This window comes from Hyphomicrobiales bacterium (genome assembly GCA_016125495.1).
Classification (GTDB): Bacteria; Pseudomonadota; Alphaproteobacteria; order Rhizobiales; family RI-29; genus RI-29.
The window spans coordinates 88,393-102,345 of sequence record WGLQ01000003.1 but is presented as its reverse complement, the minus strand read 5'-3'; the positions used below and the strand labels follow the sequence as shown (position 1 = coordinate 102,345).

Annotated in this window: 9 protein-coding genes and 1 pseudogene; 8 read left to right on the top strand and 2 right to left on the bottom strand. The window is 67.4% G+C overall.

Going from position 1 to position 13,953, the window contains the following annotated elements; genetic code table 11:
- The first annotated feature begins 2,101 nt into the window (after nt 1-2,101).
- From GC150_02730 to GC150_02705, 6 genes and pseudogenes are all read left to right on the top strand, one after another.
- Nucleotides 2,102-3,229 (top strand): S-(hydroxymethyl)glutathione dehydrogenase/class III alcohol dehydrogenase, encoded by a 1,128-nt coding sequence (locus tag GC150_02730; GenBank protein MBI1383809.1) that lies wholly within the window; start codon nt 2,102-2,104, stop codon nt 3,227-3,229.
- Nucleotides 3,230-3,303: 74 nt separating this feature from the next.
- Nucleotides 3,304-3,854 (top strand): annotated as a pseudogene (locus tag GC150_02725) (Uma2 family endonuclease).
- A 58-nt stretch (nt 3,855-3,912) separates the two neighbouring features.
- The gene (locus GC150_02720; protein MBI1383808.1) at nt 3,913-4,827 is read left to right on the top strand and encodes a LysR family transcriptional regulator; all 915 of its coding nucleotides are present in this window, start codon (nt 3,913-3,915) and stop codon (nt 4,825-4,827) included.
- Between the two features lie 171 nt (nt 4,828-4,998).
- Nucleotides 4,999-6,684, top strand: a complete 1,686-nt coding sequence (locus GC150_02715) for an NADH-quinone oxidoreductase subunit F (GenBank protein ID MBI1383807.1) — start codon at nt 4,999-5,001, stop codon at nt 6,682-6,684.
- Nucleotides 6,685-6,688: 4 nt separating this feature from the next.
- Nucleotides 6,689-7,249: a GNAT family N-acetyltransferase gene (locus GC150_02710; protein MBI1383806.1), complete on the top strand. Its 561-nt coding sequence runs from the start codon at nt 6,689-6,691 to the stop codon at nt 7,247-7,249.
- Nucleotides 7,250-7,268: 19 nt separating this feature from the next.
- A complete protein-coding gene (locus GC150_02705; GenBank protein MBI1383805.1) occupies nt 7,269-10,070 on the top strand; it encodes a formate dehydrogenase subunit alpha in 2,802 nt (933 codons plus the stop codon).
- Nucleotides 10,071-10,125: 55 nt separating this feature from the next.
- Here GC150_02705 and GC150_02700 read toward each other — a convergent pair whose 3' ends face one another.
- Nucleotides 10,126-10,500, bottom strand: a complete 375-nt coding sequence (locus GC150_02700) for a hypothetical protein (protein MBI1383804.1) — start codon at nt 10,498-10,500, stop codon at nt 10,126-10,128.
- A gap of 214 nt (nt 10,501-10,714) precedes the next feature.
- On the opposite strand from GC150_02700, the gene GC150_02695 reads away from it, so the two are divergent.
- Both GC150_02695 and GC150_02690 read left to right on the top strand, forming a co-directional pair.
- Entirely contained in the window at nt 10,715-11,236 is a 522-nt protein-coding gene (locus GC150_02695; protein MBI1383803.1) for a hypothetical protein, read from the top strand.
- Nucleotides 11,237-11,321: 85 nt separating this feature from the next.
- Nucleotides 11,322-12,521, top strand: coding sequence for a hypothetical protein (locus tag GC150_02690; protein ID MBI1383802.1), 1,200 nt, complete (start codon nt 11,322-11,324; stop codon nt 12,519-12,521).
- A gap of 12 nt (nt 12,522-12,533) precedes the next feature.
- Here the strand turns inward: GC150_02690 and glcF are convergent, their stop codons facing one another.
- On the bottom strand, nt 12,534-13,898 hold the full coding sequence (gene glcF, locus GC150_02685; GenBank protein ID MBI1383801.1) for a glycolate oxidase subunit GlcF: 1,365 nt from the start codon (nt 13,896-13,898) through the stop codon (nt 12,534-12,536).
- Nucleotides 13,899-13,953 lie beyond the last annotated feature (55 nt).

The window sequence follows — 13,953 nt, the reverse complement described above, 5'->3', positions numbered from 1 at the left end:
CCGCTCGCCGATCCGTCTGCGCAGCGTGACGGTCGTCTACGGCAATGGCGAGCGCGAGGAGGTGAGCACGCCGGTTCGCATCGATGCCGGCGCCGACTCCGAGATCTTCGAGCTGGCCGATACGGACGGTCGTGGGCGTGTCATCCGGGAGATCCGTCTCTCCTACGGCACGCGCGACGGCAATCGTCCCGCGATCGTCGAGGTGTTCGGCCACAAGGCGCCCGAGGAGCGCTTCACCGACCTCGGTAACGAGTGGCAATCGCTCGGTCGCCAGCGTGTCGACCAGCGCGGCGATGCCGACGTGATCTCGGTCGGCCGCCAGGAAGGTCGTTTCGACGAACTCGTCCTGCGCGTTCGCCGCTCGCCGATCCGCCTGCGCAGCGTGACCGTCGTTTACGGCAACGGCCAGCAGGAGGTCCTCGACACACCGATGCGCATCGATGCGGGCACGGATTCCGAGGTTCTCGAACTCGCGGATGTCAACGATCGCGGCCGCTTCATACGGGAGATCCGTCTCTCGTACGGCACCCGTGACGCGAACCGTCCCGCGATCGTCGAGGTGTTCGGCCACAAGGCGCGCGAGGAGCGGTTCGCCGACCTCGGCGCCGGCTGGGCGGGCATCGGCAAGGCACAGTTGACGGATCGCCGCGGTCGCATCGCGCTCGATCTGACCGGCTATGACAAGCGTCTGGATAGCTTTATCCTGCGTATGCGCCGTGGTTCTCTGACCCACAATGAGGTCGTCGTGGTGTTCGAGGACGGCCAGCGCCAGGTCTTCGATCGCAACGGTCGCATCGACAGTGGAGATCAGTCGGCCCCGTTCGAGCTGGATCGCCGTGGCCGTGGTCGCTTCATCGACCGCATCGAGATCGCCTACCGTGTCGATCCCGACGGGCGCCGCACGCCAGAGATCGAGCTTTGGGGTGAGGAGGCACGCGCACGTCGCGTCGACTTCGAACCGCTCGGGCGGGATTGGGAGCAACTCGGCAGCGCCGAAGTCGATGGTGGTCGCGATCGCGACGTCCTTCGCGTCGGCCGTCGCGAGGGCGCCTTCTCCGATGTGCTGCTGCGCATCAAGGGGGCACCCCTGCGCATCGCGCGTGCGACGGTGACCTATGGCAATGGCGACAAGGACGATCTGCCCGCACGCGGCTTCTATGGCCCGGGCGATCAGACCGAGATCCTGCCATTGACGACCGGGCGCGCCGGTGGCCGGTTCATCGCCAGCATCGAGCTGGTCTATGAGCAGGCGCGGCGCCGTGGCGGCCGCGGCGAGGTCGAGATCTGGGCGAGGGCGGCGCGCCAGCAGCCCACGCAGCCGCCGCGTGTCGACACGCTTCCCGAGCTTGGGCCGGCCTATACGGCCCTGAGCACGGTGGTCGTGTCTGGCGGACGCTCCGATCGCACGATCACCCTCGGCCGCGGAATGGGCACCTTCCACGGTCTGGTGCTCCAGATCACCAAGGCCCCCGTCGAGATCGAGCGGATCACGGTCGTCTACGGCAACGGTCGCAACAAGTCGTTCGGTTTCCGGGGCACCATCGATGCCCCGAACCAGACCGACCTGATCGATGTCGATCCGCGCATCCACATCGAGAGGATCGTGCTGCGCATGAGCCCGGCAAGGCGCGGCGGCGATGCCCCGAACGTGCGTGTCTGGGGCCTGCGTGCGCCCCCGACCACGGCCAACAAGCCGCGTCTGCCCCAGGGCTTCGGCCCGCTGGGCGGCGTGATCATGGTGAACCCGGACACCGGCCAGGCTGTCATCGGCATTCCTGATCAACGTCAGCGTCAACAGCGCGAGAACACGCAGTAGCGCTTGCGATGCGGGTCGACGCGCCGCCCGAGGGTGACGCGCCGGTCATGGATCGAGAAGTGAACGTGGGCAGCGGTCGGACCGCTGCCCATTTGCTTTTTGCCCTTCTTGCGGCCGGGCCTGCGGCTCGGCCGGTAAGGCACGTTGGCTCGACTTGACGGTCTCGCGCGAAGCGGCCAGGGCTTCCAACCGGCGCTTCCTTGCGCCACCATGCGGCAAGCGGAGCGGCCAATCGCGGCCGTTACCCGTCGTCGAGGCCAGAACGAATCCGGGGAGGGTTGAACCATGAAGACACGCGCCGCCGTTGCGGTCGCCGCCGGCAAGCCGCTCGAGGTGACGACCGTCGATCTCGAGGGCCCGCGCGCCGGCGAGGTCCTGGTCGAGGTCAAGGCGACCGGCATCTGTCACACCGACGAGTTCACGCTCTCGGGCGCCGACCCCGAAGGCATCTTTCCCTCGATCCTCGGCCACGAGGGCGCGGGCGTGGTTGTCGACGTCGGCCCTGGCGTCAAGAGCCTCAAGAAAGGCGACCACGTCATCCCGCTCTATACGCCCGAGTGCCGGGAATGCCCGTCGTGCCTCTCGCGCAAGACCAATCTCTGCACCGCCATCCGCGCCACCCAGGGCAAGGGCCTCATGCCGGACGGGACGAGCCGCTTTTCCATCGGCGGTGACCACGTCCACCACTACATGGGCTGCTCGACCTTCTCGAACTTCACGGTGTTGCCGGAGATCGCGCTCGCCAAGGTTCGCGAGGACGCGCCCTTCGACAAGATCTGCTACATCGGCTGCGGCGTGACGACGGGCATCGGCGCGGTGATCAACACCGCCAAGGTCGAGGCGGGCGCGACGGCCATCGTCTTCGGCCTCGGTGGCATCGGCCTCAATGTCATCCAGGGCCTCCGGCTCGCTGGCGCCGACATGATCATCGGCGTCGATCTCAACCCGGCCAAGAAGGAGTGGGGCGAGCGCTTCGGCATGACGCACTTCGTCAACCCCAAGGAGGTCGAAGGCGATCTGGTGCCCTATCTCGTCAACCTCACGAAGCGCGGGGCCGATCAGATCGGTGGCGCCGACTACACCTTCGACTGCACCGGCAATGTCCAGGTCATGCGCGCGGCACTCGAGGCGAGCCATCGCGGCTGGGGCCAGTCGATCGTCATCGGCGTCGCGCCAGCGGGCGCCGAGATCGCGACGCGGCCGTTCCAGCTCGTCACCGGACGCGTCTGGAAAGGAACGGCCTTCGGCGGGGCGCGCGGGCGCACCGACGTGCCGCGTATCGTCGACTGGTACATGGAGGGCAAGATCGAGATCGACCCCATGATCACCCACACACTCTCGCTCGACGAGATCAACAAGGGCTTCGACCTGATGCACGCGGGCGAGAGCATCCGCAGCGTCGTGGTCTTTTGAGGCGCAACGCCGGTGCACGCTGACAGCGTGCCCGGCGCGTTAGGATGGCTCCGGTGAACGTCGCCAACAGACGGATGACGGTCGACGAGTTCCTCGACTGGGCGCAAGCCCAGCCGAGGGGCCGCTTCGAGCTCATCGCCGGGGAGATCGTCGAGAAGTTGCGGGAGCGAGTCCTACATGCGCGCACGAAATTGGAGGTGGCCCTTGTGCTGCGACAGGCGCTCGCGGCTGCCGGGCTGAGCGGCTATCAGGTCTACCCCGAGGGCATGACGGTGCGGGTTGACGTGGAAACGGCGTTCGAGCCGGATTGCGCCCTCGAAGCGCGCGGCCTCACTCCGGACGATGCAGTGGAATTGACCGCACCATTGCTGGTCGTCGAGGTGCTCTCGCCCTCGACCAGCAGCGTCGACGGGGCCGCAAGCTCGCCGGATATTTCGAGGTCGCGAGCATCGCGCACTATCTCATCGTCGATCCCGGCGAGCGGGTCGTCACGCACCACCGGCGCACCGGCCGCGACGTCGCGCAATCCCGTATCATCCGCCAGGGTGAACTCGTGCTCGATCCGCCGGGCATCACGCTCGACATCGCGAATTTCTGGCCGCCGGAGATGAAAGAGGCGACGTGATCCCTGGTCGGGAGCCGGAACCGTCTCCGTCGATGCCACCGAGGGACCCGCTCGAACCATGGACGTCCGCCAGCTCCGCTACCTGATCGCTCTCGTCCGCGAGCAGCACTTCTCGCGGGCCGCCGAGAGCTGCAACATCTCCCAGCCCGCCCTCTCCGCTCAGATCCGGCGCCTCGAGGAGGAACTGGGCGTCCCGCTCATCCGGCGCGGCAACAGCTACGGCGGTCTCACTCCTGAGGGCGAGCGCATTCTCGCCTGGGCCAAACGGATCGTCACCCAGGCCGACGCGCTTCTCGACGAGGCCTCCGAGCTGCGCGGCGAACTGGTCGGGAGCATCGCGATCGGCGTGATACCCTCCGCGCTGTCGGTTCTGCCGCTGCTGACCGCCCCACTCCTTGCCGAGCACCCCGGCCTGCGCCTCGTCGTCTCCTCGCTGAGTTCCATCGAGATCCAGCGTGGCCTCGACAACCTCGCCCTCGACGCCGGTCTCACCTATCTCGACAACGAGCCACTTCAGAATGTGGACATGCTCGGACTCTATCATGAGGAATTCGCTCTGCTGGCTCCCCAGGCGGCGGTCGTCGATCTTCCGGAGGTCGTTGCCTGGCGCGACCTCGAGCGCCTCCCCCTCTGCCTGCTGACACCGGACATGCAGAACCGGCGCATCATCGACGGCATCTTCGCCCGTGTCGGCATTGCTCCGGCTCCCATCGTCCAATCGAATTCCGTGGTCACGCTTCTCGGCCACGTCCGCCACGCCGGCCTCTTCAGCATCGTCGCGCGAAACCACTTGACCCTGTTGGGATCGCTCGGGGGGGTCGTGCTGAAAAGGCTCATCCGTCCCCAGGTGCGCCAGCGCGTCGGGCTCGTGCGCCACGCTACCGAGGTCCCGTCCCCGCGAATCGACGCCCTCTGGCGTCTCGGCAAGCGCCTCGATCTCGACGCGCGGCTGCTCGAGGCGATGCCGAGTTAGCTGCCGCGAGACGCCGCGCGATAACCGGTAATTATCATGCGATAAGCGGATGCGTCTTGCCGCTCGTTCGCCTCTGCACCATTGTGCCGGCGAATCCGACCGCGTCCGGTCCCTTGGGTGGTCCGCTGCGCAGGTCACGGCAAATGCTTGCCGACAGCGGAGGCTGGACCCATGAACTACATCGACAGGATGCGCGGACGTGGGCGCCGCGCCAGACCGCACCCCAAGGGGCGCGTGATCGATCCCGTAGCCCGCGACGAGGTCACCGCTCTGCTTGGCGAACGCCCGCGTGATCGCGATCTCTTGATCGAGCACCTGCATCTGATCCAGGATCGCTACGGGCATATCGCGGCCCGCCATCTCCATGCGCTCGCCGCCGAGATGCGTCTTCCGCAGGCCGAGGTGTTCGAGGTGGCGACGTTCTATGCCCACTTCGACGTCGTGCTCGAGGATGAGACGCCGCCGCCTGCGACCACCATCCGGGTCTGCGATTCCCTCTCCTGCAATCTCGCCGGCGCCGAGGCACTGCGCGCTGCCCTCGAGGCTGGCGTCGACCCCGCCGAGGTGCGTGTCGTGCGCGCGCCGTGTATGGGGCGCTGTGACACGGCGCCGGTCTGCGAGGTCGGCCACCGTCACGTCGATCATGCAACTCCCGAAACCGTGATGGCCGTCGTTGCCTCCGGTGAGCGTCACCCGGTGATGCCCTCCCACACGGGGCTCGAGACCTATCGCTCGGCGGGCGGCTATGACCTGCTCGCCAAGTGCCGCTCCGGCGAGAGGACGCCCGAGCAATTGATCGCCATCCTGAAGGACGCGGGCCTGCGCGGTCTCGGTGGCGCCGGATTTCCGGCCGGAACGAAATGGGGCTTCGTGCGCGGCTATCCCGGCCCGCGTCTGATGACCGTCAACGGCGACGAGGGCGAGCCCGGCACCTTCAAGGACCGCCATTGGCTGGAGCGCGATCCACACCGCTTCCTCGAGGGCGCTCTCATTGCCGCCTGGGCCGTCGAAGCCGAACGCTGCTACATCTACATGCGCGACGAATACCCGGCCGTCCTCGAAATCCTCCATCACGAGATCGCGGCGCTCGAGGCGGCAGGGCTGGCGGCGCCGGGCTTCCTCGTCGTCAGGCGCGGTGCCGGGGCCTACATCTGCGGCGAAGAATCCGCGATGATCGAGAGCATCGAGGGCAAGCGTGGCCTGCCGCGTCACCGCCCGCCCTACATCGCCGAGGTCGGCCTCTTCGGTTGCCCGACGCTGAACCACAACGTCGAAACGCTTTTCTGGATCCGCGACATCGTGGAGAAGGGCGCGGAGTGGTTCGCCAGCCAGGGCGTCAACGGATCGAAGGGGTTTCGCTCCTATTCGGTCTCGGGGCGGGTGAAAAATCCTGGCGTCGTCGTCGCGCCCGCCGGTTCCACGGTTCGTGATCTCATCGCACGCTGCGGCGGCATGGCGGATGGCCACGCCTTCAAGGGCTACCTGCCGGGCGGCGCCTCGGGCGGCATCCTGCCGGCCTCGCTCGGTGATGTTCCGCTCGACTTCGGCGGCAAGCTCGCCGAACTCGGCTGCTTCGTCGGCTCGCACGCCGTCGTCGTCCTTTCGGACCAGGACAGCATGGCGCGCGCGGCCCTCAACCTCCTCGAGTTCTTCGAGGACGAGAGCTGCGGACAGTGCACGCCCTGCCGCAACGGTTGCGAGAAGGCGGTCAAGCTCATGGAGAAGAAGACCTGGGACGCGCCGCTGCTCGAGGAACTCTGCCGAACCATGGCGGACGCTTCGATCTGCGGCCTCGGTCAGGCGGCGCCGAATCCGATCCGCTCCGTCATCCGCCACTTCCCCGAGGAGGTGAGCTGAGACGATGACGAGCGCTGCGGCCGACATCGCGATCCGTGACGCGCGACCCGGGGACCGGGCGGCGCTCGCCGTGCTTGCGCTCGAGGCGAACGCCTGGGAGGGCCGCTTTCATCACAACCGCGACCGTTCGCCGTTCGTCGCCGATGCCATGGTGGATGTCGGCTTTTCCTATGCCGACGAACGGGATGGGCGCTTCATCGTCGCCGAGGTCAGGGGCGAGGTGGTCGGCTCGTGCGCCTTCGCCGTGGTCGATCCGGGTGACGCCTATCTCACGGACTACGACCGCCACTACGGGTTCATAGCGGAAGTGACCGTTCGCGAGAGCCACCGCGGGCGCGGGATCGGTTCCGCGCTCATCGCGGAGGCCGAGCGCTGGCTTGCGGCGCAAGGCGTCTCGCAGCTTCAGATCATCGCGCTCGTCGGCAACCGGCCGGCGATCCGCCTCTACGAGCGGCTCGGTTTTCGCCCCTATGAGATCGCGCTCGAGAAACGCCTCGACGGCCGGCCGGTGGGAATTCAATCCGCCGAGGGACCGTCCTACGATCAGACCCAACCCAGCGGCTGACACTGCCGGAGGAACGAAAATGACCGACAGCATCAAGTTCACGCTCGACGGCCGGCAGGTCGAGGCGGCGCCCGGCGAGACCATCTGGCAGGTCGCCAAGCGCCAGGGCACCGATATCCCGCATCTCTGCTGGAAGGACGCTCCCGGCTATCGGGCGGACGGCAATTGCCGGGCCTGCATGGTCGAGATCGAGGGCGAGCGGGTGCTCGCGGCCTCCTGCATCAGGAAGCCTGCCGCCGGCATGGTGGTCAAGACGGCCACGGAGCGGGCCGAGACCGCGCGGCGCATGGTCATCGAACTGCTCATGGCCGACCAGCCGGCCCGTGCTGACGCGCACGACCGCGTCTCGCCCTTCTGGCACTGGGCGGACGCCCAGAACGTGACGCACTCGCGCTTCGAGCCCCGTGACGATCGCGGCGCGAGGGCGGGCGATCGCCCGGCGGACGACGAGCCCGACCTTTCCCATCCCGCGATGGCTGTCAATCTCGACGCCTGCATCAACTGCACGCTCTGCGTTCGTGCCTGTCGCGAGGTGCAGGTGAATGACGTGATCGGCATGGCTTATCGCGGGCACGGATCGAAAGTCGTGTTCGACTTCGACAACCCGATGGGGGCTTCGACGTGCGTAGCCTGCGGCGAGTGCGTGCAGGCCTGCCCGACGGGCGCGCTCATGCCTAAGTCGATCGTGGAGGAGAAAACGCAGGTCGGCGCCCGCCTCGCCGATCGCGAGGTGCGCTCGGTCTGCCCCTATTGCGGCGTCGGCTGCCAGATCACGCTGAAGATCAAGGATGACAAAATCGCCTGGGTCGATGGCGCCCCGGGGCCGTCCAACGAGAACCGGCTCTGCGTCAAGGGCCGCTTCGGCTTCGATTATGTCGCGAGCCCGGAGCGACTGACCAAGCCGCTCATTCGCAAGCTCGGGGCACCCAAGGGTCTCAACATGGACCCGGCCAATCCGCTCACCCACTTCCGCGAGGCGACGTGGGAGGAGGCGCTCGACTTCGCGGCTCGAGGCCTCGTCGAACTGCGCGAAAAGCACGGTGGCAAGGCGGTCGCGGGCTTTGGCTCCGCGAAATGCTCGAACGAGGAGGCTTACCTCTTCCAGAAATTCATCCGCCAGGGCTTCGGTCACAACAACGTCGACCACTGTACCCGGCTCTGCCACGCCTCGTCGGTCGCCGCCCTCATGGAGAACGTCGGCTCCGGTGCCGTGACCGCCACCTTCAACGAGATCGAGAACGCGGACGTCGCCATCGTCATCGGCGCCAACCCGACCGAGAACCACCCGGTCGCGGCGACCTACTTCAAGCAGTTCGTCAAGCGCGGCGGAAAACTGATCGTCATGGATCCGCGCGGTCAGGGCCTGAAGCGCCACGCCACGCACATGCTGCAGTTCCGCCCCGCCGGCGATGTCGCCATGCTCAACGCGATCATGAACGTGATCGTGACGGAAGGGCTCTACGATCGCCAGTACATCGACGCCTTCACCGAGGGCTTCGAGGCGTTCCGCGAGCACATCCTCGATTATCCTCCCGAGAAGATGGCGGACATCTGCGGCATCGATGCCGAGATGTTGCGCACTGTGGCCCGCGAGTTCGCGACCGCCCGCGCCGGCATGATCTTCTGGGGCATGGGCATCAGCCAGCACATCCACGGCACCGACAACTCGCGCTGCCTCATCGCGCTTGCGCTGCTCTGCGGCCACGTCGGGCGGCCGGGCTCGGGCCTCCACCCGCTGCGCGGCCAGAACAACGTGCAGGGCGCCTCCGACGCCGGCCTCATCCCCATGGTGCTTCCGGACTACCAGCCCGTCGCGAGCGGGCCGGTGCGCGATCTGTTCAAGGACATCTGGGGCGGAACCGAGATCGACCCCAAGCCCGGGTTGACCGTGGTCGAGATCGTCGATGCGATGTACCGCGAGGAGATCAAGGGCATGTACATCCTGGGTGAGAACCCGGCGATGTCCGACCCCGACGCCACGCACGCCCGCGAGGGCCTCGCCAAATTGCGTCATCTCGTCGTCCAGGATATTTTCCTCACCGAGACCGCGATGTACGCCGACGTCGTCCTGCCTGCCGCCGCATGGCCGGAAAAGACCGGCACGGTCACCAACACCAACCGGCAGGTGCAGATGGGCCGCAAGGCACTCGCGGCTCCCGGCGAGGCGCGTGAGGACTGGGCGATCACGGTCGATCTCGCCAAGCGGGTCGGCCTCGGCTGGAACTACACCCATCCGCGTGAGGTGTTCGCGGAGATGAAGCGTTCCATGAAGTCGCTGAACAACATCACCTGGGATCGCCTCGAGGCCGAGAACGTCGTCACATATCCATCGCTCTCACCCGAGGATCCGGGCCAACCGGTGGTGTTCGGCAACGGCTTCCCGCGCGCCGAGGGGCGGGCCAAATTCACCCCCGCGCGCGTCACATCGCCCGCCGAACTCGCCGATGCGGAGTATCCGTTCATCCTGACGACGGGTCGCCAGCTCGAGCATTGGCATACTGGCGCCATGACGCGCCGCGCCGCGACGCTCGATGCCCTGGAGCCGTCGCCGACCGCGAGCCTCAATCCCGTCACCATGCGCCGTCTCGGCATCGCCGCCGGGGACGAGGTGAAGGTGGCGACGCGGCGCGGCGCGATCGTGCTCGCCGTACGCGCCGACGAGGCCATTCAGGAGGATATGATTTTCATCCCGTTCGCCTACGTGGAGGCGGCCGCCAACATCCTCACCAATCCGCAGCTCGACCCGTACGGGAAGATCCCGGAGTTCAAGTATTGTGCGGCACGCATCGAGCGCGTGGCGCAGCCAGTCGCGGCCGAATAGACGGACCGTGAGCGGGCGGGCCCGCCTGGCCCGCCCCGGCCTGCGCCGCCACGTCTCAACGGTAGCGTGGCGGGGCGAAGGCCTTCTGCGCCCAGCAGGGCTGGTCGATCATGTAGCCCGAATAGGGATAACGGCAGCCATTCGGCCCGTAGGCCTGCTCGCCGAAGTAGAGCCCGAATGTGGGCGTCTCGTATATGGCAATCGATCCGCTGCGATATGCCGGATCGTGATAGCGGCTCGCGTGTCTCCGGCGGCTGTGCTTGGAGGTGCGGTACGCACCGGCGGGTTCGGCCTGCGCCACGTCGATGCCGGCTTGCGCAAAGGTTCCGCTCGCCAGCCCCGCGAGCGGCCCGGCGGTTGCCGGCCCCGACATTGCTATGGCGATGGCTGCGGCGGCGAGCGGCCAGCCGCGCTTGAGCGCTGTGATCATCTCGAAGCTCTCCTTCGTCTCTCTGCCCCGCCGTCTCTCCCGGCCGGAACGACCTCCAGTATACCAGAAATGGGGGGAACCATCGCGCGCAACCAGACCTCGAGGTCATCACGAGCCCGCGATTGCAGGCTGGCGCGCTCGGCCGAACCGCGTTAACCTCGTCGGCTGCGAATTCCGCTAGGATGAAATTCAACCATATCCGTCCGGGCCGACCATGCGCCACTATCTCACCTCGAGCCGCATCGATGCCAAGAACGACACGGGGCGCATCGCCTATTGCGGACCTTATGTCGTCTCCGCGATAACCGGCTTCTCGATCTCCCGCATCGAGGAGGCAATCCGTGCCTACCGGTCCGAACTCGGTGATGCCGAGGAGGTGATCGAGGGTACGACCACGGACGAATTGCGCGCCGCCCTCGAGGTCTTCGGCTATGGCATCCGCGAAACCGAGAACCATATGGAACTGGAGCCGCGCGAGCGCCCGACTGTCTGGTCTTGGATGCAGCGCCCGCGCAGCGCCTGGAAGGCCTACATTCTCGCGATCCACCACGGCCGTGATGGCCACTGGATCACCGTCAAGGGCACCAAGATCAGTGACAGTTTCACCGAGGGTAAATGGGTTTTCGTCACCGACGGACCCCATCGTGGTCGCCGCATCATGGAGGTCTATGAGGTGGCCCGGTTGACGAGCGTCCCCTCCATGCCGACGCCGCGGCCGCGCAAGGCCGGCGCGTGAGAGCGATCGCCGCTTCAGCCGGCCCCGTTCCGGTAGCAGGCGATCGAGTGTCCTCGCGACGGTGGCGCCGCCTTCAGGAAGACCTATGGCGATAGAGCTGCCGACCCATTCCCTCGTCCTCATCTCCGGCTGGGCGCTGAAGAGCGGCAGCGATTTCGCGCGCCGGCATTTTTCGTCCGCGCTGTTGCCCGCGGGGCCGGACGCGACGGCCGCCTCAGAGTTGATCGCCGCGCTCGAACGGCGCCTCGAGACCCGCCTCCTCGGAGCGGTCGATGCAACCAATCTCCCGACCGCCGTCTGCGAGCGGCTGATCGCGACCGCCCGGGCGCGCCATGCCCCGGTTTCCGCCATCCTCCTCTACCAGGACGAGCGCGAGCGGCGTCGCCGCGCGAGCACTCACACCGCGCTCGATCGGCTTGCGGAATCGGACATTCATCACCTCGTCGGCGGGGCTGCGATCGAGGGAGCGGTTATTCGCCGCACCGCCAATCCGGTGGACCTGCGCGATCGCGGTGGTCCCTTCGACATCATCGGCGACGTCCATGGCTGCGCCGACGAACTCGAGGAATTGCTCGCCCGGCTGGGCTACCGCGTGACGTGGCGCGAGGAACCCGGCGGCTGGCGCACCCCCGCCATCGAGCCACCCCCTGGTCGCACCGCCGTCTTCGTCGGCGACCTCGTCGACCGCGGCCCGCGAACGCCGGACGTCCTGCGCATCGCCATGGCCATGGTCGAGACCGGTTCCGCGCTCGCCGTTCCCGGCAACCACGATGACAAGCTCTCCCGCTGGCTCGCCGGCCGTGATGTCAAGCTCGCCCATGGCCTCGAGACCAGCGTCGAGCAGCTCGAGCACGAGCCGGCCGACTTTCGCCCCCAGGTGCGTGCCTTCATCGAGGGCCTGCCGCTCCATCTCTGGCTCGCCGGCGGCGAACTGGTCGTGGCGCACGCCGGCCTTCGCGGCGACATGGTCGGCGGGCAGGGCCGCGCGGTGCGCGCCTACTGCCTTTACGGCGACACCACGGGAGAGAAGGACGAATTCGGTTTGCCGGTGCGGCGGAACTGGGCGCTGGAGTATACCGGCCATCCGAGGATCGTTTACGGCCACACCCCCGTGCTCGCCGCCGAATGGCTCAACGGCACGCTCTGCCTCGACACCGCCTGCTGCTTCGGCGGCGCGCTCACGGCGTTGCGTTGGCCGGAAGGCGAACTCGTTGCCGTTCCCGCACGCCGTGCCTATGCCGAGGCACGCCGGCCCATCGTCGCGGCCGCCGAGCGACGCTCCTGAGACCCGCCCGCCTCAGGCGGCGGGCATCGACGGCAGGCTTGCCGCCTCGGGCACGTCGACAACGCGGTCCTTGAGGTGCTCGAGCCCCCTTGGACACGGCCCGCCGAAGGCCCAGTCGATCAGCTCGACAGTGTGCACCACCGGAATATCCGTGCCCGACTGGAGCTGTGTGATGCAGCCGAGGTTGCCAGTCGCGATGATGTCGGGGCGCACGCGGTCGATGTTGGCCAGCTTGCGGTCGCGCAGATCGCGCGCGATGTCGGGCTGGAGGATATTGTAGACCCCGGCCGAGCCGCAGCAGATGTGGCCCTCCGCGATTTCGACGAGCGCGAAGCCCGCCCGCTTCAGCAGGGCGCGCGGCTGATCGGTGATGCGTTGGCCATGCTGCATCGAGCAGGCCGAATGATAGGCAACGCGCAGCGACGACCAGCGCAGTGGCGCGCCGAGGTCGTGCGCCGCCAGAATCTCCGTGACGTCCTTCGTGATGGAGGCGGCATATTTCGCCCAATCCGCATGGCTGCCGTCGTCGTAACGCGAGAGGAGATGGCCGTAGTCCTTGACGGTCGTGCCGCAGCCAGAGGCGTTGATGACGATCGCCGTCAGCGGGGTTTCGGCATCGGCCTTCGCCCAGGCCTCGACGTTGCGTGCCGCCTGTTGCTGCGCCTCGCGTTCGCGGCCCATGTGATGGACCAGCGCTCCGCAGCAACCGACGGCCGGTGGCGAGACCACCTCCATTCCGATCCGCGCGAGGAGGCGTTCGGTCGCCGCGTTGATCTCCGGGCGCAGGACCTTCTGCGCGCACCCCTTGAGCAGCGCGACGCGCCCCCGCTTTTCGGCGATCACGGCGTTTGGCTGACGCCGAAAGCGCGGCATCAGCGCCGTCAGCGATGGCGCCAGCATCAGCATTGCCGCCAGTTCCTTGAGCCCGAGCCGTTCCAGCAGCGGCTTCAGCGGCTTGGCGAGCGAGCCGCCGAGCAAAGCGAGCCTCAGCCGAGCCGGGTAGGGCACCAGCCCCGCCAGCAACGACCGCATGAACCGGTCACGGACGCTGCGAGTGCCGGCCTCGTGAATCTCGGCCCGCGCGAGATCGACGAGGTGCATATAGTCGACGCCGCTCGGGCAGGTCGTCATGCAGGAAAGGCACGACAGGCAGCGGTCGACGTGCCTCTGCACCGTCGCGCTCGGCTGGCGGGCCTCTTCCAGCATGTCCTTGATGAGATAAATTCGCCCGCGCGGACTGTCGCGTTCGTCGCCCAGCAGGACATAGGTCGAGCACGTTGCCGTGCAGAGGCCGCAGTGCACGCACTTGCGAAGGATCTTATCGGCCTCCGCGATGCGTGGGCTGGCGAGCTGCTCGGAAGTGAAATTGGTCTGCATGGATCAAGGGACTCCGGGCGGCCCGCCCCTGCGCCCTCGCTCGGCGAGGAATGAC

Excerpts from the sequence above, each read along its gene's own strand:
- GC150_02730 (MBI1383809.1), top strand. The coding sequence starts at position 2,102 with ATGAAGACACGCGCCGCCGTTGCGGTCGCCGCCGGCAAGCCGCTCGAG.
- GC150_02720 (MBI1383808.1), top strand. The coding sequence starts at position 3,913 with ATGGACGTCCGCCAGCTCCGCTACCTGATCGCTCTCGTCCGCGAGCAG.
- GC150_02715 (MBI1383807.1), top strand. The coding sequence starts at position 4,999 with ATGAACTACATCGACAGGATGCGCGGACGTGGGCGCCGCGCCAGACCG.
- GC150_02710 (MBI1383806.1), top strand. The coding sequence starts at position 6,689 with ATGACGAGCGCTGCGGCCGACATCGCGATCCGTGACGCGCGACCCGGG.
- GC150_02705 (MBI1383805.1), top strand. The coding sequence starts at position 7,269 with ATGACCGACAGCATCAAGTTCACGCTCGACGGCCGGCAGGTCGAGGCG.
- GC150_02700 (MBI1383804.1), bottom strand. The coding sequence starts at position 10,500 with ATGATCACAGCGCTCAAGCGCGGCTGGCCGCTCGCCGCCGCAGCCATC.
- GC150_02695 (MBI1383803.1), top strand. The coding sequence starts at position 10,715 with ATGCGCCACTATCTCACCTCGAGCCGCATCGATGCCAAGAACGACACG.
- GC150_02690 (MBI1383802.1), top strand. The coding sequence starts at position 11,322 with ATGGCGATAGAGCTGCCGACCCATTCCCTCGTCCTCATCTCCGGCTGG.
- glcF (MBI1383801.1), bottom strand. The coding sequence starts at position 13,898 with ATGCAGACCAATTTCACTTCCGAGCAGCTCGCCAGCCCACGCATCGCG.